Source organism: Saccharomonospora sp. NPDC046836, from assembly GCF_040645195.1.
In the GTDB taxonomy this organism is placed as follows: domain Bacteria; phylum Actinomycetota; class Actinomycetes; order Mycobacteriales; family Pseudonocardiaceae; genus Prauserella_A.
In genome coordinates this window covers 1-17,721 of sequence record NZ_JBEYXW010000061.1, presented here as the reverse complement: position 1 = coordinate 17,721, position 17,721 = coordinate 1, and the positions used below count along the sequence as shown (strand labels likewise).

The 17,721-nt window shown below is 67.9% G+C and carries 16 protein-coding genes; 3 read left to right on the top strand and 13 right to left on the bottom strand.

Annotated elements, in window-relative coordinates; all coding sequences use genetic code 11:
- Nucleotides 1-165: 165 nt before the first annotated feature.
- Nucleotides 166-2,967 carry a BTAD domain-containing putative transcriptional regulator gene (locus ABZ863_RS33625; RefSeq protein WP_358543651.1) on the bottom strand — a complete coding sequence of 934 codons (2,802 nt, stop codon included), beginning with the start codon at nucleotides 2,965-2,967 and terminating at the stop codon, nucleotides 166-168.
- 195 nt (nucleotides 2,968-3,162) lie between these two features.
- On the opposite strand from ABZ863_RS33625, the gene ABZ863_RS33620 reads away from it, so the two are divergent.
- Nucleotides 3,163-3,774: a hypothetical protein gene (locus ABZ863_RS33620; protein ID WP_358543649.1), complete on the top strand. Its 612-nt coding sequence runs from the start codon at nucleotides 3,163-3,165 to the stop codon at nucleotides 3,772-3,774.
- 5 nt (nucleotides 3,775-3,779) lie between these two features.
- Here the strand turns inward: ABZ863_RS33620 and ABZ863_RS33615 are convergent, their stop codons facing one another.
- From ABZ863_RS33615 to ABZ863_RS33560, 12 genes are all read right to left on the bottom strand, one after another.
- On the bottom strand, nucleotides 3,780-4,475 hold the full coding sequence (locus tag ABZ863_RS33615; protein ID WP_358543647.1) for a GntR family transcriptional regulator: 696 nt from the start codon (nucleotides 4,473-4,475) through the stop codon (nucleotides 3,780-3,782).
- A 10-nt stretch (nucleotides 4,476-4,485) separates the two neighbouring features.
- Entirely contained in the window at nucleotides 4,486-5,730 is a 1,245-nt protein-coding gene (locus ABZ863_RS33610) for an amidohydrolase family protein (RefSeq protein WP_358543645.1), read from the bottom strand.
- The gene (locus tag ABZ863_RS33605; protein WP_358543643.1) at nucleotides 5,727-6,752 is read right to left on the bottom strand and encodes an ABC transporter ATP-binding protein; all 1,026 of its coding nucleotides are present in this window, start codon (nucleotides 6,750-6,752) and stop codon (nucleotides 5,727-5,729) included. Before ABZ863_RS33605 ends, ABZ863_RS33610 begins: the two co-directional genes overlap by 4 nt.
- On the bottom strand, nucleotides 6,742-7,773 hold the full coding sequence (locus tag ABZ863_RS33600) for an ABC transporter ATP-binding protein (RefSeq protein ID WP_358543641.1): 1,032 nt from the start codon (nucleotides 7,771-7,773) through the stop codon (nucleotides 6,742-6,744). The genes ABZ863_RS33605 and ABZ863_RS33600 overlap by 11 nt, the downstream gene beginning before the upstream one ends.
- Nucleotides 7,770-8,801 carry an ABC transporter permease gene (locus ABZ863_RS33595; protein WP_358543638.1) on the bottom strand — a complete coding sequence of 344 codons (1,032 nt, stop codon included), beginning with the start codon at nucleotides 8,799-8,801 and terminating at the stop codon, nucleotides 7,770-7,772. The genes ABZ863_RS33600 and ABZ863_RS33595 overlap by 4 nt, the downstream gene beginning before the upstream one ends.
- Nucleotides 8,802-8,806: 5 nt before the next feature.
- A complete protein-coding gene (locus ABZ863_RS33590; protein ID WP_358543653.1) occupies nucleotides 8,807-9,655 on the bottom strand; it encodes an ABC transporter permease in 849 nt (282 codons plus the stop codon).
- Nucleotides 9,656-9,668: 13 nt separating this feature from the next.
- Entirely contained in the window at nucleotides 9,669-11,303 is a 1,635-nt protein-coding gene (locus tag ABZ863_RS33585) for an ABC transporter substrate-binding protein (protein WP_358543635.1), read from the bottom strand.
- The gene (locus ABZ863_RS33580; RefSeq protein ID WP_358543632.1) at nucleotides 11,300-13,093 is read right to left on the bottom strand and encodes a hydantoinase B/oxoprolinase family protein; all 1,794 of its coding nucleotides are present in this window, start codon (nucleotides 13,091-13,093) and stop codon (nucleotides 11,300-11,302) included. The genes ABZ863_RS33585 and ABZ863_RS33580 overlap by 4 nt, the downstream gene beginning before the upstream one ends.
- Nucleotides 13,090-15,153: a hydantoinase/oxoprolinase family protein gene (locus ABZ863_RS33575; protein WP_358543629.1), complete on the bottom strand. Its 2,064-nt coding sequence runs from the start codon at nucleotides 15,151-15,153 to the stop codon at nucleotides 13,090-13,092. The genes ABZ863_RS33580 and ABZ863_RS33575 overlap by 4 nt, the downstream gene beginning before the upstream one ends.
- 164 nt (nucleotides 15,154-15,317) lie before the next feature.
- Entirely contained in the window at nucleotides 15,318-15,785 is a 468-nt protein-coding gene (locus tag ABZ863_RS33570; RefSeq protein ID WP_358543626.1) for a MarR family transcriptional regulator, read from the bottom strand.
- Entirely contained in the window at nucleotides 15,782-16,606 is an 825-nt protein-coding gene (locus ABZ863_RS33565; protein WP_358543623.1) for an alpha/beta hydrolase, read from the bottom strand. Before ABZ863_RS33565 ends, ABZ863_RS33570 begins: the two co-directional genes overlap by 4 nt.
- A gap of 94 nt (nucleotides 16,607-16,700) precedes the next feature.
- Nucleotides 16,701-17,057: a hypothetical protein gene (locus tag ABZ863_RS33560; protein WP_358543621.1), complete on the bottom strand. Its 357-nt coding sequence runs from the start codon at nucleotides 17,055-17,057 to the stop codon at nucleotides 16,701-16,703.
- Between ABZ863_RS33560 and ABZ863_RS33555 the strand changes: the two genes are divergently transcribed.
- Entirely contained in the window at nucleotides 17,047-17,358 is a 312-nt protein-coding gene (locus tag ABZ863_RS33555) for a hypothetical protein (protein ID WP_358543618.1), read from the top strand. The genes ABZ863_RS33560 and ABZ863_RS33555 overlap by 11 nt on opposite strands.
- A 267-nt stretch (nucleotides 17,359-17,625) precedes the next feature.
- On the top strand, nucleotides 17,626-17,721 hold a 96-nt coding region (locus tag ABZ863_RS33550), incomplete at its 3' end, for a helix-turn-helix domain-containing protein (protein WP_358532419.1).

Here is a 17,721-nt window from a genome sequence, read left to right as displayed (position 1 = left end):
ACCGACTCGTCGAAGAATTCGGAGTCGACCCCAACCCCGAACTCATCAACGTCCACCGACAACTCCTCCGCCAAGAACTCCCCACCCCACCCACCACAACCACCACCTGCAGCCCCACCTGCTGCTACCACCAACACCACGCAGCCCAATGAGACTCGAAGCGGGTCACGACGTCCTCGGGGCCACCTCTGCCAGTTCGCTCAGACGAGCGCGGATGGGGTCCGCGTACGGATGTTCGATCCTGTCTGCGATGGCGAGCGCACGCTGCCAGCTGCGCCGCGCGCTGTCCACATCGGACACGGCGCGCTGGGCCTCACCGAGATCTACGAGGAATTCGATCACGTACTCCTCGTCCCCCAGCTGTTCGAACAACTGAAGCGCTCGCCGGAAGTCCAGGATGGCCTCGTGGTGTCGCCCGAGCTTGTGGCGGATGTAGCCGATGCTGTGTGTCGTCGTACCACGGTCGATGACCCCACCGAACTGCTCGGCCAACGTTTGTGCCCTCTCGCAGTGGCGTAGGGCCTCTTCGGTGTCACCAAGGTGCGCGAGTGACCAGCCCAGATTATTGAGAGCCCTCGCTTCCGCGATGAGGTGACCCGACGCTTGGCTGAGGGCCAGCGCTCGGCGAGAATGGACCATCGCCCGGGCGTAGTCGCCCTGCATGGCATAGAGGTGCGTAACCGACAACTCTGTGCGCTCGATACCGACCTCATTGTCGAGCTCGACGAACAGCGCCATCGCCCGCTGCATGTACTCTAGGCCCTCCTCGTACCGTTCGAGGCGCGCGCTCGCCCTGCCCAGACTGCTATAGGCGTAGGCCTGTCCCGCCGTGTCGCCAAGGCGAATCGCCGCTGCTAAGGCAGCCCGCTGGACGGCGACATGGTCGTGCACTTGTCCCGCGAGCTGGAAGTTGTTGTTCAGTGCCTGCGCGAGCCGGGAGGTGTGCATATCGAACCCGACCGCTACGGCCAACTCGACGGCCACGAGAAGCAGGGCGTACTCGCTGGTGAACCAGGCGAGCACACTCCCCGTGCCCGCGAACTCCTCAACCATGACGTTGTGGACATTCTCGTACGGAGCGGGATCGCCATCGATCGGGAAAAGCAGCCGATCAGCAGCCTCCGCGGAGAGCAGGTAGTAGTCCAGCATTCGTTCGATCGCCAAGCGCTGGTCCGCAACCGAATCCTCGTGGTCGGCCAGTTCCCGAGCATAGTTACGGAGCAGATCGTGCAGGGCGAACCGGCCCGGCAGGTGTTCCGTGACGAGGTTCGCCTGAGTCAGTTCCGCGAGCACGGGGCGGACGTCGTTGCGCGACAGGCCGGCGAGAGCGGCCACGGCCGCGATCGTGAAGTCGGGACCCGGGTGGAGGCCCAGCAGCCGGAACAACCGCTTCGCCGGCGAGTCGAGGACCTGATAGGACCACGAGAACACCGCGCGAATGTCGGTCGCCGGATCGTCGCCGTCGAGGTGGCTGAGACCACCTCCTGCCGATCTCAGGTCGTCGGCGATCGCGGCGAGCGGGAAAGTGACGCGGGTGGCCGCGCGCGCCGCCACGATGGCGAGGGCGAGCGAGAGCCCCGCGCACCGCGAGACGATCTCGTCGACAGCCGCCGGCTCAGCGGCGATCCGTTCGTGGCCGAGGCGACGGCCCAACAGCTCACGTGCGGCCGGTGCGGTCAGCACACCGACAGTCAAGGACACGGCACCCTCGGTGGCGACCAGTCCGGACAACGTGGTGCGGCTGGTGATCACCACCATGCTGTCCGGCGATCCGGGAAGCAACGGACGAACCTGCGCCGCGTCACGCGCGTTGTCGAGCAGAACCAGCACCCGCTTGCCACTCAGCAAGCTGCGGTACAGCGCGGTCTGCGCGTCGAACTCGGCCGGCATTCGCTGTGGTGTCACACCGAGCGCGTCGAGGAAGTTGCGGATCGCCTCGGCCGGTTCCATCACCTTTCCCGCGGGACCGAATCCACGCAGGTTGATGTACAGCTGCCCATCGGGGAAACGGTCGGCCACCTGGTGCGCCCAGTGCACGGCCAGCGCGGTCTTGCCAACGCCCGCCGTCCCGGACAGGGCAACAATGGTCGCGGCCGTCGACTCTCGCTCGTCGGCATCCAGAATGGCGGTCAGTCTCGTCAGCTCGCCGTCGCGTCCTGCGAAACCGCGCACATCGGCAGGCAGTTGGGCGGGCACGTAGTCGGCGACCCTGCCGGTTCGGGACGACGGTGCGGCGGCGGGGGTGCTGTGCACGATCGCGTCGTGCGCCGCACGCAGCTCGGCGCCGGGATCGAGCCCCAGCTCCGTGGCGAGCAGCCGGCGCCCCTCGTCGAACACCGAGAGGGCGTCACCCTGCCGACCGGAACGGTGCAGCACCAGCATGACCAGCGCGCGCAGGCGTTCCCGCAACGGATGCTGAGCAAGCACGCCGAGGAGCCGGTCGGCGAGGTCGGTGGTCTGGTCTGCGGTCAACGCGGCCTGCGCGTGCGACTCCACAGCCGACAGGTACTCCTCCATGAGCACCGTCGCAGGGCGCACACCCCGGAACGCGCCGGCGAGTTCGGCGAGGGCTGGACCACGCCACAGGTCCAACGCCTGACGCAGCAGGACTTCGGCGGCACTCGCTTCCTGGCCTTTCGCCCGCGCCACGAGGTCGCGGAACTCCTGCAGGTCGAGCGACCTCGGCGGGACGTCGAGCTGGTACCCCAGCCGGGATCCCGTGATCGTGACAGGCGCCGTCGCGAAGATGCCGCGCAGCTGGGACACCCGCACCTGGACCAGCTTGCGGTAGCCGGCGGGGGCGTCACCGTCCCAGAGCAGGTCGCGAATGGTTGCGACATCGACGACCTGCCCGGCATTGAACAGCAGAATCTCGAGCAGCTGCTGGATCTGCCCGGTGGGCAGCACGACAGGGCGTCCATCGCGCTCGACCCGCAAGGGCCCCAGTAGGCGGAAGCTGATGCTCATGTCGTGCATACCGGATTCTAACTGTTCTTGATCGCCTGGCTTTCTCGAGATGAGACGGCGTTGTCTCACTGCAAAGCCAGAGTGCAACATCAATGTAGCGGTTCCCGGCCCGAAGCTCGTAGCGATGACCCGTCACCGCAACGGGACCTACCAGCACTGTGCCGTCCGGCGAAGATCGCCGGTTAGTGTGTTGGCGTGTCAGCGACCCCGCACCCGCCGTCGCTCGTCATCCGGCCCGCTCGGCGTGTCTGGTGGCAAGCGATGGCCGGGCTGCCGATCGTGACCGTCGCCATCGTCCTTCCCCTTGCCGCACAGGGAGAAGTCGTGGTCGCACTGGTCGCGCTCGGGGTCTTCGCGGTCGTGCTCCCCGCGCTCGCCTGGTCCCTGCGCCGGAGGCGGGTCGTGCTCGGCCGCACGGAGATCGGCAGGTCCGGGGTGCTGGGCAGGCTCCGGACGTGGCGGCGCACGGATGTCGCACTCGTGGTACGGGCTGTGCTGCCACCTCCCCCGCGTGGCAGGTTCGGTCCGGTGCACACCGTGTTCCTGCTCAACGCGAGCGGACGCTGCCTGCTGCGGTTACGCACGCCGCTGTACACGCTCGGCGATCTCGACAGGTTCGTCGAGCTGCTCGCCTCCCCCGTCGCGGGACCGGATCAGCAGGTCACGCCGAAGGAGCTGGCGCGGCTGCATCCAGGCATCGTCCCGTGGGCGGAACGGCGCCCACTGGCCGCCGCGCTCGTCTTCACGGCGACAGTGGTCTTTCTCGCGCTGCTCACCGCGATCCTCGTTGCCGAGAGCGCAGGCTGAGCGGGTCAGTCGTTCTCCGGGTTACCCGACCACTCGCCGGTGACATGGCCGATGTGGCGGATCATGAGTTTCTCCGCCGCTTCTGCCTCGCCGGCCTCGAGATGGTCGACGAGCTGCCGGTGCTCCTCAGACGAGGCCTCCAGCTCCTTGGTCGCCGCGAGGCCGGCGATGCCGGACAGCCGTGTCTGCGAGCGCAGGTCGGCGACGATGGCGGTGAGCCGGTCGTTGCCGAGCAGTTCGAGCAGGCCGATGTGGAAGGCCAGGTCGGACCGGATGTAGGTGGCGAGGTCGCCGCTGCGGGCGCAGTTGACGATGGTGTCGGCCAGCTGGTGGAACCGGGCCGACTCGACTGCCGGGAACCGCTTGGCGAGCATACGCATCGCAGGCGGTTCGAGCAGCTGGCGCACTTGGACGATGTGTTGCAGCTCCGCCTCGGACACCTCGGTGACGCGGAAGCCCTTGTTACGCACTGTTGTGACGAAACCGCGCTTCTCCAGGTTGAGCATCGCCTCCCGGACCGGAGTGACCGACACCCCCAGCGTCGCCGCGAGGTTCGGGGCCGAGAACAACCGGCCGGGCTCCATCTCACCGGTGATGATCGCCGCCGCCAGCGACTCCTCGACCTGGTTGCGCAGATTCGACCTCGGGACGATGCGATCGAGAGAAGGCTGCATCGGCCCCGAGTTGACATCCGCTGTCACCAGATTCTCCTTACCCACCCAGGCGGTTCCTCAGTACGTCCCCAGCACGGACCACGACCGCAGGTCCATCTTCCCGGAACACCTCCGGTGTGCGCAGGGGGTCGCACGCGAATCCGGCGATATCGGCCTGCTTGCCGGGCTCCAGGGTCCCGACCAGCTGGTCGATGCCGAGGATCTGGGCGTTGACCCTGGTGGCCGACTCGATCGCCGCCGCGGCGCCGAGCACCTCGGCCTTGAGGCTGATCTCCCAGCCGCGCTTGTCCTGCGCGATGCCGATCAGGTCGGCGCCGGAGCCCAGCGGCACACCGAGCTCGGCCAGGATGCGCACGGAGTCCCTGGCGGCGGAGGCCAGCGTGTCGAGCTCACCGAGCCAGTGGCCTGGCACGCCCCACGACTCGGGGTCCTGCTTGAGCACCTCACACACGGTGAGGGTGGGCACGGCCACGGCGCCTGCGTCGCGCAGCAACACCGCGGTCTCCCTGTCCACCATCGAGGCATGTTCGAAACAGCGGACACCCGCGCGCAACGCCCGGTGAATTCCGCGATTGGTGTGGGCATGGACGGTGACGTAGGTGTCCCGGTCCTTGGCCGTCTCGACGGCTGCCCGCAGCTCGTCCTCGGTGAACTGCGGCGAGGCCACCGGATCGCCCTCCGACAGCTGCCCGCCCGTCGCGTACAGCTTGAGCTGCGTGGCGCCGCGGCGGAACTGGTCGCGGGCGGCACGGCGAACCTCATGGGGACCGTCGCACAACCGCGCGTTGCGCACCAGCCCGGCAGCGCCGAGGTCGGGGTTGTCCAGCTCGGCGGAGTACCGGCCGCGCAGGTCGCCGTGACCGCTGGTCTGCGACAGCACCTGCCCACTCGGCAACAGCCGGGGCCCCTCGACCAGTCCCGTCTCGATCGCCTCGACGAGCCCGCCGTCGACGCCACCGAGGTCACGCAGGGTGGTGAACCCCTGGTCGATGGACAGCCGCAGGTTCTCGAAGATCCGCGCCGCCTGCACGGCTGGCGGCAGGTCGGGTTGGCGGGTCATGCTCAGCAACCCGACGTGGGCGTGTGCGTCGATCAGCCCTGGCAGCAGGGTGACTCCGCTGACGTCGACGAGCTCCGCCCCGTCCGGCCCGGCGCCGGCCAGACCACCCTCGACGACATCGGTGATCACGCCGTTCTCGGTCAGGATGTCCCCGCGGAACCGCTCGCGCCCGGTGCCGTCGAAGACCCAGCCGCCGGTGAACCACCTCCGCTGTGCCGTCATCGTGCGTTCTCCTCTCCCGCCGGAACGACCGTCGCCAGCGCACGCGACTCCTGGAGCTCACCGGGGAAATGGCAGGCAGTCTGATGCTCAGGACTACCGGCTTGTGCCAGCTCGGGCGAGGTCGTCCGGCAGATCTCGCGGTCCTTGCCGAGCGGGCAGCGTGCGGCGAAAACGCAACCACGCTCTGGTCGCCGTGCCTGCGGCTCGCCTTCGAGCAGGATCCGTTTGCGGTCGGGGCGCCGCGGGTCGGGCGCCGCCGAGAACAGTGCCACGGTGTAGGGGTGCCGTGGGTTGGCGAACAGCTCCGCGGCGGGTGCGGTCTCGACAATCCGGCCGAGGTAGAGCACGAGGATCCGATCGCAGAAGTACTCGGCCGCCGACAGGTCGTGCACGATGAACAGGTAGGTCACCCCGGTGCGGCGCTGTTCCTCGCGCAGCAGGTTCAGCACCTGCGCCTGCACGGAGACGTCCAGCGCGGAGATCGGCTCGTCCAGCACGGCCAGCTGTGGATCGAGCACGAGTGCCCGCGCGATCGCGACCCGCTGCCGCTGCCCGCCGGACAGGGTTTTCGGGCTGCGCGTCAGGAACTCTGCGCCGAGACCGAGCCTGGCCAGCATGTCGGTGGCAAGTTCTCGGCGCTCAACGGCCGTGCCGATTCCATGTACCTCCAGCGGCTGTTCGACGATGGCGCGCACGCTCATCCGTGCGTCGAGGGAACCGAACGGGTCCTGGAAGACCAGCTGAAAATGCCGGCGATGCCGCCGCAGTTGCCTGCCGCGCAAGGCGGTCAAGTCCTTGCCAGCCAGTTCGACGGAGCCGGAGGTGACATCACCGAGGCGCATGATCGCGCGGGCGAGCGTCGACTTGCCGCATCCGGACTCGCCGACGATGCCGACCGTCTCGCCGGGGAACACGTCGAAGCTGACGTCGTCGAGCACGGCGTAGCCGTTCTTGCCCGCCGCATAGGACTTGACGAGGTTGCGCACGGACAGCAGCGGCGCCTCCGTCACTTCAAGCTCCATGATCGGCTCCCACCCTGCCGTTGTGCGTGTCGTAGACCTCGCCGGCGCGCAGGCACTCCGCCCAGCGCGGCGACCCACCCGCGGCAAACACCGCTTCCGGCTCCGGGATCGCCTCGGCGCAGCGTGGCTCTGCCATGGCACATCGCGGCGCGAACGCGCAGCCCGGCGGGAGACTGGTCATCGCGGGCGGCGCACCAGGAATCCATTCCAGCGGCTCGCTCCGCGACCGGCCCGGCAGAGCCAACGACGCGAGCAGTGCCCGCGAGTAGGGATGGGCCGGCCGGTCGAACAGCTCCGCGGCGCCCGCGCTCTCCACGATGCGACCCGCGTACATGACGCAGACCCGGTCGCAGAACTCGGCCACCACACCCAGGTCGTGAGTGATCAGCACAACCGAGATGCCCCGGCTGGCCACCAGGTCCTCGAGCACCTCCATGACCTGCGCCTGCGTGGTCACGTCGAGCGCCGTGGTCGGCTCGTCGGCGATGAGCACGGCAGGGTCGTTGGCGATCGCGATCGCGATGAGCACCCGCTGCCGCATCCCGCCCGAGAACTCGTGCGGATACTGCGCGAGCCGCCGTTCGGGCGCGGAGACCCCGACTGAGGACAGCAGTTCGACGCTGCGCTTCGCGACGTCCCGTTTGGACATTCCGCGGTTGTGCCGTCGCAGCGCCTCGCCGATCTGCGAGCCGATGGTTTTGACGGGGTCGAGCGAGGTCAACGGGTCCTGGAACACCAGAGACAGGTCCCTGCCACGCACGCGATCCAGTTCGCGGTCGCTCAGGCCGGTGACGTCCCGGCCGAGCACGCTGACCCGGCCACTGGTGATCCGGCCACCCGCACCGAGCAGACCCAGCACGGCGAGCGCCAGCGTCGACTTGCCGGAGCCCGACTCGCCGACCACACCCACCTTCTCGCCTGGCGCGAGCATGAGGTCGACTCCCCTGAGAATCTCGGTGTCCCCATAGGACACCCGCAGACCGTCCACAGCGAACACCCGTTCCGGTGTTGTCCCTGTCATGGCTGACTCCTCGCCCCGACCACCCGCAGCCGCGGATCGACGAACCCGTTGACGATGTCGACCACGAAGTTGATTCCGATGAACACGACCGCGCTCAACAACACGAATGCCTGCACGATCGCGAAGTCCTGCCGCTGGATGCCCCCGACCAGCACCTCACCGACCCCGGGCCAGTCGAAGACCTGCTCGATGAGCACGCTGCCGGTGATCAGGGTGGCGAACACCAGACCGCTGGATGTGATCGTGGGCAATGCCGCGTTGTGCAACACATGCCGCACATGTGTCGACCACCTGCCCACGCCCTTGCTCCTGACCACGACCACGTATGGCGAGGTGGCCGTCTCGGCAAGGTTGGCGGTAAGGAGCCGGGTCAGGAACGCCCATGGCAGCATTGCCAGCGCCAGCGCGGGCAGCGCCAGATGTGCGACAGCGTCGGAGAACGCGACGACGTCACCCGCGAGCAGGGAATCCACCGTGTAGAACCCGGTGATCTGCGGCGGTGCGGTCAGATAGCTGGAAAGCCTGCCCGAAGGACCGGGTGAGACGCCCAGCCACGAGGAGAACACGAGCAGCAGCACCAGTCCGAGCCAGAACGGCGGAAAACCGAGCCCCAGCAAGGACAGCGACTTCGACGCCGTTCCGAACCAGCCGCGCCGGTACGTGGCGAGCAGCGCACAGACCACTGCCCCCACCACCGCGATGACGAAAGCGACGAGCGCCAGCTCCAGCGTCGCCGGCAAGCGTTGCGCGAGCACCGAACTGACGTCTGCCCCGCTCGCGAACGAGTAACCCCAGTCACCACTGAGGAAACCGCCGATGTAGCTGACGTACTGCGCGGCAATGCCGTCGTTCAGGCCGAGCTCGTCGCGCAGCGCGGCCAGTGCCTCCGGTGTCGCGAGTGGACCAGCGATGAGCCGGGCGGGATCACCCGGCACGACCCGCAGGATCGCGAACGACAGCGCGGAAGCCAGAACCAGGGTGACGAGCGCGCCGAACGCTCTGCCGAGCAGGTAACGCAGCGTGGGCACGGCACTCACCTCTTTCCTGTCGTACGCTGGGAAAGGCTGTCCGCCAGCACGTTCAGCGCCGCCACGAGCGCGAGCAGCGCGGCACCGGGCATGACGCCGATCCACCACTGCCCGGTCAGGGCGTTCTGCAGCCCGTCGGTGATCATCGCGCCCCATTCGGCTGTCGGCGGCTGAGCGCCGACGCCGATGAAGCTCAATGCGGCCAGTGTCAGCACCGCCGAGCCGAAGTTCGCCGCCACCTGGATCGTCAACGTGGTGGAGACATAGGGAACGACGTGGCGCACCGCGATGTGCGGTGTCGTGAGACCGATGGTCCTCGCCGCCTCGATGAACGGTTCGGACCGGCTACGGAGCGCCTCTGCCCGCAGGGTCCGCGCGAAGATCGGGATCACCGTGATGACAATGCCGATCGTCGCCGACACCAGGCTCGCGCCGAGCGCCATCGACACAGCGAGTGCGAGCAACAGCTGCGGGAACGCCAGGACCCCGTCACACAGGCGCATGAGCAGCGCGTCGAGCCAGCGTGGCCCGAGACCGCAGGCGAGTGCGATCAGCAGCCCGACGGCCGCGCCGATTCCGACGGCGGTCGACGCCGAGATCATGGAGATCCCAGCGCCGACCGCGACCCTGGCGAACACGTCACGGCCCTGGTTGTCGGTGCCGAACCAGTGCTCGGGCCCCGGCGCCAGCAGCGTGCTGGACACGTCCACGCGGTTGGCCGTCTCCTGAAGGAACAGGCCCCCCACGGCGAGGACCACGAAGCCGGCGATGACGGCTGCCGAGGTGACCAGCTGCCAGTCCCGCGACCGGCGGCGGCGGCGCGCCGACGTCGTCGACGCGATGGCCATTGCCATCCTGCTCACCGTCCTACTGGGACTTCGTCCACGTACGCATGTCGATCTGTGGTGACCACATGAAGTTCGTGACGCTCTTGTTCACCACGACAGGGCTACCGTCGAGGTACAGCACCGCCTTGGGCGAGGCCCCGACCCAGTTCTCGGTGAGCTGCGCCAGCGCCCTGTCCCTGGCGCCGGTGTCGGTGGCGGCCCGAGCGGTGGCCAGCAGCTCGGAGTTGCCGTCGACGCAGATGTGGCCGGTGTTGTACTGGCTGCGGCAGTCCTCGTCGTAGCCGAGGTAGTACCCGGCGGAGAAGACCGCGGGCCCGTCGAGCCGCAGGGCCGCGGTGGCCTTGCCGTTGTACACCGCATCGCTCCAGGCACTTTCGTCGAGCGTGCGCACCGACAGGTTGATACCGATCTCCTTGAGGGTGCTCTGCAACACCGTGGCAAGCGAGGCCTGCGTGCTGTCACCGGACAGCACGTCCAGCTGCACGTCGAGTGGCGTGCTCACGCCCGCCTGCGCCATCAGCTGCTTGGCCTTGGCGACGTCGGTCTTCCTCGGCTGCGAGAACTGCTCGGCGTAGCCGGGCATGGTCGGCGGGATCGGTCCATAGTAGAGCTTGCCGTAGCCGTAGACGACGTTCTTCAGGATGTCCTCATAGGGAATCGCGTAGGTCACGGCTTCCCTGACGAGCGGGTTCGTCCACGGCTCCTTGTCATTGGGCATCAGGAACTGCATGTTCGACGTCGCCATGTAGGAGGCGACGGTCAGGCCCTCGTCGTTCTCCAGCGATTTCGCCGAGTTCTTGCTGAGCCCGAACGTGATGTCGCTCTGCCCCTCACGGGCCTGCAACAGCAGGGTGGGGTCGGACTTGACCCACTTCACGTTGATCGTCTTGGTGGCGGGCGCCTCACCCTTGAATTCGGGGTCCGCGGTCAACGTGGCTTCCGTGCCCGGCGTGTAGGCCGAAAGCCGGTACGGCCCGGAGCCGGCCTCGTGGGAGCCCATCCACTCGTTGGGTTTCGCTTCGACGACGCCGCCGTTCTGCTCGACCACGCTGGGATCCACAATGGACGACGCCGCGGTCGCGAGCGCGAGCGGGAAGTCACCGTCGGGGTGGTTGAGGGTGATCTTCAGCGTGGTGTCGTTGACCGCGTCGATGGTCTTGATGAGGTACGGGTCCTGGTAGAGGTCGTTGATGATGGTGGCCCCGCAGCCAGCCATTTTCATGGCGCGCTCGAAGGAGTACTTCACCGCCTCGGCATTCATGGGTTCACCGCTGGGGAAGGTCCACCCCTCCTGCAGCTGGAAGGTGTACACCGTCCCGTCCTCGCTCACCGAGTAGTCCTTGGCGAAGTACGGATCGACCTTCGTCGGGTCGACCTGCTTGGTGCCGGCCGGACCGTCCTTTTCGGCGTACTGCAGCAGCTGGACATACAGCGACAGGGTCAGCTGGGTGTCGTCGAGTGTGCACGCCGACGACGGGTCGAGTGTCGTGGGCCCGGTGCCGAAGGTGACGTTCAGCGAGTTCCCGCCGGAACCACCCTGCGCCGCCTCCGGTGGTGAGGCGACACAGGCGGACAGCAGGGCCGCCGCGGCGGTGATGGTGGCGAGCCCGAGCACGCCACGCCGGCGGCGGGCTCCGCGCCATGCTGGGATCATGGGGTGGTCTCCTGTTCTGACTGCGGCGAGCCGTTCTTGCGCTGCCGCCGGATCTGCGTGGTTGCCGCGTCATCGACGTCCCAGAGCCCCGGCAGAGAACCGGGAACCACCTTGACGCCGTAGAGCTCCAGTGCCGCCTCCGGCGTCACGTACTCGTCGCGCACGTCCCTGGCGACACGCGCGGGATCGCGGTCGAGCGGATCGCCGAAGCCACCGCCACCGCCGGTTCGGATGCCGACGAGAGTGCCCTGCGGAACCGGGTGGTCACCAATGCGCTCCCGCTGGAGCCGCACCTCGCCGCCGGGAAAGACGAGCCTGGTGTAGGAACCGGTTCCCGTCAGCCCACCGTGCATTCCCTTGGACAGCAGGTCGACCGTGTTCTCCAGCGCCGTCTTGATCATGCTGTGCGCATCCAGCACCCGGATGTCACGGCGTACGCCCATGCCGCCGCGGAACTCGCCCGCACCGGCTGACGTCTCGTCGAGTGCGAACTGTTCACAGTGGACCGGATAGCGGGTCTCCATGACCTCGACCGGCACGTTCCACGTGTCCCCGTCACCGGAGAAGATCAAACTCTTACCGTCGTGCCCGGGGAACGCCCCCGAGCCACCCTGCACGGGTTCGGCCATCACGTAGTGCCGCGCCGAACGCGAGGTGGTGGACATGATGTACTCGGCCCACATCTGGTAGCTGCCCGCGCGTCCGCGCTCCGGTGCGATGTCGGCCAGTGCGTACTGGAGCGTCTCCACCAGCGCCGTCATGACGTAGCCGTACGAGTCGCACGGCGCAGGATCGACCGGGCTGACCAGTGATGGCTCGGCGGGGAACTCGATCTCCGCCAGCGACAGATGCGCGTTGTTGTTCGGCCCGACCGGGTCGAGGATTCCCTTCAGTGCCTGGGCAACGCCACTCGCGGTGGCCTCGGCACCACAGTTGATCGGGCCGGCAGAAACCCCGCTCGTGCCGTCGAAGGTGACCTTGACCCGGTCGCCGTCGATGGTGGTCTGCACGGCGATGACCGGTACCTCGTCGTGGTCGACGCCGTTGAAGTCGAGCCGGACGGACGCGCTGTAGGTACCGTCCGGCAGCGAGCGCACCTCGGCACGCAACGCCTGCTCGGTCTGGCGCACCACGTAGTCCATCAGCCGCGTCACCTCGTCGGCGCCGTAGCGCTCGCACAGTGCGATGACGCGTTCGGCTCCGGTGCGGCAGGTGGCGATCTGTGCATGCAGGTCGCCCATGACGATGCGTGATACGCGGACGTTGTCCTCGATCAGTTCCAGTACATCGCGGTTCGGCTGACCCGCGAGGTACAGCCGTTGATGCGTGAAGCGGACGCCTTCCTGGTAGATCTCGGTCGAGTCGACAGTCCAGCCACCCGGGCTCATACCGCCGATGTCGGCCCAGTGCGCCATGCTTCCGGTGAACGCGACGAGCTCACCCTGGTAGAAGACGGGCATGTACACAGCCGTGTCGGAGATGTGCGTTCCGGTCTGATATGGACTGTTGGCGATCAGCACGTCGCCCTCGCGGAAGCCGTCCTGACCGAACTTGGCGATACCGGCACGGACGCTGGCGGGCAGCACGCCGATGAACACCGGGAGGCCCGGTGCCTCCGCCCACAGCTCGCCCTTGGCCGACATGATGCCGAGACCGAAGTCCTTCACATCGAAGATCAGCGGGTTGTACGCACTGCGCACCAGGGTGTCGTTCATCTCCTGCGCAGCCGAGAGCAAGGCGTTACGGGTGATCTCGGCCTTGACGATGTCGATCTCGTCGGTCGCGGTCACTTGCTCTCCTCCTCGAAGGTCAGCACGAGGTTGCCGAGCTCGTCGAGCAGGGCAGTCCACCGCGGCGGCACCACGACGGTCGTCGTCCACTCGTCGATCACGGCGGGACCTTCGATGCGGTCGGTGGCAGACAGTGCGTCGCGCTCGTAGACCGGGACCTCGTCGTGCCAGCCGCCTTCTGGGAACCAGATGGGCCGCGAGGCCACCGCGACGGCAGGTACCTCGGCATAGCGGCCGCGGGATACCGGTTTCGCCACGGGTGCGATGGCGCGACAGCGGAAGGTCACGATCTGGATCTCGGCGTCGTCCTCGCCGTGGCCGTAGCGCTGCCGGTGCCGCTCGACGAACCGCTGCTGCAGTGCCGCGGGTAGCGCCGCCGCGCCGTCGGCGAGCCAGTCCGGTTCGAGTGGCGTGGTGATGGTGTGTTCCTGGCCGAGGAAGCGCACGTCAGCGGAGTAGCCGAGTTCCAGCTGTGCGCTGGCGAAACCGTAACCGACCAGCGCCGCCGTTGCCTCCTCGCGCAGCTTCGCGTAGTTGTCGACGATGCCGGGCAGTTGTCCGTGAGCCACGTCGGTGACGGACGTGATGGTGCTGTCCTCGCGGTAGTCGGCGGTGAGCATGCCCCACGCCGAGAAACCGGCAGCGGCCTGCGGCACGAGGACGGTGTGCACGCCCAGTTCCTCGCAGACCCCCGCGGCGAAAAGCCCGCCACCGCCGCCGTAGGACAGCATGACGAAGTCCCGCGGATCCAGACCACGCTGCGTGGTGATCTGCCGGATCGCGTTGGCCATGTTGGCCTGCGCGACCGCCATGATCCCCGCCGCGTAGTCGCTGACGGTGCGCGCGGTGCCGAGGTGCCCGGTGATCGCCTGTTCGGCCAGCGCCCGGTCGAGCACCATGCGTTTGCCGAGGAAACGATCAGGATCGAGCAGGCCGAGGATCACCTGCGCGTCGGTCACGGTGGGCTTGGTTCCGCCGATACCGAAGCAGGCCGGGCCGGGCTGGGCACCCGCACTCTCCGGGCCGACCTTCAGGCTCGCGGTCACCGGGTCGATGGAGGCGATCGAGCCACCCCCGGCGCCGACGGAGACGATGTCGATGACCGAGCCCATGATCGGCCTGCCTGCGACGATCGTGTCCGCCCGCTCGACGATCTCGCCGTCCTGGATGAGCGCGACGTCGTAGGTGGTGCCGCCGACATCGGCGCAGACCACGTTGCGATAGCCGGCCTGCGCCATGAGCGTGTGCGCGCCGATGACTCCGCCTGCCGGGCCGGAGCCGAGCGTTTCGACAGGACGGTCGGCCGCGGAGGTGATCGGCATGACCCCGCCGTTGGACCGCATGAACGCGATGGGGTTCGTGAGCCCTTCGGCGCGCATCCGCTCGTCGATGCTGCGTGCGTAGTTGGCGAACAGCGGCTGGGTGAAGGCGTTGATGACGGTGGTGGACGTGCGCTCGTACTCCCGCCACTCCCGGACCAGCTCACTGGAGACGCTGACCGCGATCTCCGGGTGCCGAGCCCGAATTCGGTCGGCGATGCGCTGCTCGTGGTCGGGGTTGACATAGCTGTGGAGCAGGCAGATCGCGATGGCGGTGGCGCCGTGCGCGAGCAGGTAGTCCACCTCGGAGTCCACGCGGGACAGTTCCAGCGGAACGAGTTCGGTCCCGTCCGGACCCATCCGCCCGGGGATCTCCCTGCGCAGGTACCGGTCGACGAGGGGACGCGCCGGCTGGTACCGGAAGTTGTAGATCTCGGCGCGGCCGCCCCTGCCGAGCTCCAGCACGTCCCGGAAACCCTGGGTGGTGATGAGGCCGGTCAACGCGCCGCGTTCCTGGACCAGCGTGTTGAGGGCGACGGTGGTGCCGTGGATGAACCGGGAGATGTCCCCGGGCTTCGCCGGCAGCCTGCGCATGCCGCCGACGAACTCGTCGACGAGCGTCGCTGCCTTGGCCGCCTGTTTCTCGACGTGGACCGAACCATCCGATTCGTCGAGGAGGATGTAGTCGATGAACGTGCCGCCGACATCGACGGCGAGGCGCCATTTCTCCGCTGTGGTCAAGCTGAACTCCTTCACGCTCGAAGTCCGGCGTCCGGACGCGCGACGGCGGGTGTGGCGAGAAGTGTGACACCTTACATGTCACATAACAACCACTGAAAACTGTCCTTTACACCAGAAACGCCGCCGAAACAAGCCCGCGGGCTCGCGGCGGGCATGCTCCAGGGCTACTCCGGCTCCGGCGAGGACATGCTGATCGAGGCGCGACGGCGCAACATCTGGTCCCCAGCCTCCACATACGACTCGAAGAAGCCGGCGACCTCGTCGAGCCGGGTCTTCGCGTGGTCGTCCTCGGCGAGCCGTGTCCCGGCCCGGAGCACGCGGATGAAGGCGCGGGTGCGTTCATGACTGGCCGCGAGCAGTTGCTCGAAGCCTCCGGCCGCCTCGACGAGCAGGCGGCGACTACCCGGTTGCGGGATGGTCCGCGCGAGTCCCCACAAGACCAGCTCCCGCACCGACGTGCTGACAGCACCTTTGCTGAGGCCGAGTGCCGAGCCGAGCGCGTCGAGCGACACGGGGTCGGCGTTGAGCAGCAGCTGCCCGTAGATGCGCCCGGTCGCGCGGGGCAGGTTCCACGATGCGAGGATGTCGCCCATCGCCGCGACGAACGCGACATGGTCGTCGCCCGCCGTCACGCCGAGCGCTCCGTTGTACTGTTCTCCCAGCCCTCGACGAGCTCGCGGATCACCGTGGTCGTGGCGTCCGCGGCGTCCAATGTGGCCACGTGCCCGGCGCCGGGAATGACGTGCTCGGTGACGCCTTCGGCCTCCGCCCACCGGGGCATTGCGGTCGCGATGTTGCCGGTGCGGTCGCGCTCACCGCGGATGAGGCCGAGCGGCACGGGTGTGCGGTAGCCCGGGTCGGGATCGACCAACGAGACGGTCGCCCGCCAGACGTCGAGGAAAACGCGTTTCGGCATGCGCGCGAACGTCGCCTCGCACGCGGCGATCGCCTCCGGTGTCACGGCTGAGGTGCGTGCCATGAGCCCCGGTAGCCGCGCGGCGGGCAGGAGCGCCAGCGACGGGGCGGCCAGCCGGAGGAGGAACCGCTCGACCGGGCTGAGCGGTCCGGCGTTCCATGTGGAGGCCACGATGATGTGGGCGTGGGCGCGCTCGGGCCGACGGCGCACCAGTGCCTGCGCGAGGTTCCCACCGAGCGAGTGTCCAATGAGGATCGGCTGTTCGAGGCCAAGATGGTCGAGCAGGGCACTGAAGTCATCGAGCGCGATCGCCGCGGTGAACCGGGCGCCGGGCGCGAGCGTCGACTCACCATGCCCGCGCAGGTCCCAGCTGACGACCCGGTGCCCGGCCTCGTGCAGAGCGCGCGACTGCGCGTCGAACATCCGGTGGTCCATTCCCGCGCCGTGCGTGAACACGACCGGGCGCCGCTCGCCCGCGAGATCACCGTAGCGCAGTGCGCCGCCAGCCCGTTCGAGCACCCGATCTAGATTCACCATTTTCTGAATCTAGCAGACGTGGCTCCGCGCAAACAAAAATGGCTGGGGCCGCGGAAAGACCGCGGCCCCAGCCACCTAGAAGTTCTTCAGAGCGTCAGGGAGTCCACACGATGGGGCTCTCGTCGTAGTCGTCTTCGTCGTACATGGCTCCGGCCACGTCGGCGCCTTCCTGACCACCCTGCAGGCGGCAGGTGTCATACGTCGCGCCGGGGGTGTTGAACTCCGCCGGAGCGCTCTCGCCCTCGCAGTCGCCGAGGTCCCCGGAGACGACGACTCCCGTCGAGCGACGTTCAGCGGTGGTCGCCCGCAGCGATGGCGCGGAGGTGAACGAGAAGTCCGTACCGTCGACGTTCTCAACGGTGTAGCGAATGTAGTAGGGGTTGATGCCCTCGGCCCGTGCGCCGAACTCCTGGTCCAGCGCCGCCTTGTCACCCGGCTCGATGGCCGTCACGGTGATCGCGATCTTGCCGGTCCGGTCGCTGTACTCGAAGGGAACGACCGCGCGCTCGCCGACCTTCAGCTCGGTTCCAGGCGCCGTGATCTCGGCGTCACCCGCGGGCGGCGCTGCACTGTCCGACGTCGTGCTCGACTCCTCCGCGGCGGAACTCTCGGCCGCGCTCGTCGTCGTTTCGGCTGCTGCCGCTTCACCGGGTTCGTCGTCGCTGCCACACCCGGATACCGCGATGGCGGCCGCCCCGAGGACGCTCAGGAGTGCGATACGTGTCCGCTTAATGGTTCTCTACCTTTCTTGACCTGCACGCGGGCATGACTGACCGCGTCTGCAACCCTCTGGTCACTATCGAGGATGACCAATCCGGCTGACGGGAAACGATCACGGGATCGAACGGCAACCTGTCGGAAAATTGCAGCTCAAGAGCACATCCGGACGAGTGGTACGGGTTGACTACGGGGAAGGGCACGAGTCCGTTCGGGGGAACGCCTGGTGTCGCGGTTGACGACTTCTGGGGGTTGTGCGTCGAGTAGGCGTTTGTTAGGCGGAGACCATCATCATTTCCGCGATGGGAGAATTGATACGGTATCTCCGGCGGCGGGCAGGCCTCACCCAACTCGAGCTCGCGACAGCCGCCGGGATCAGCCTCGCCGCCCTACGAGAC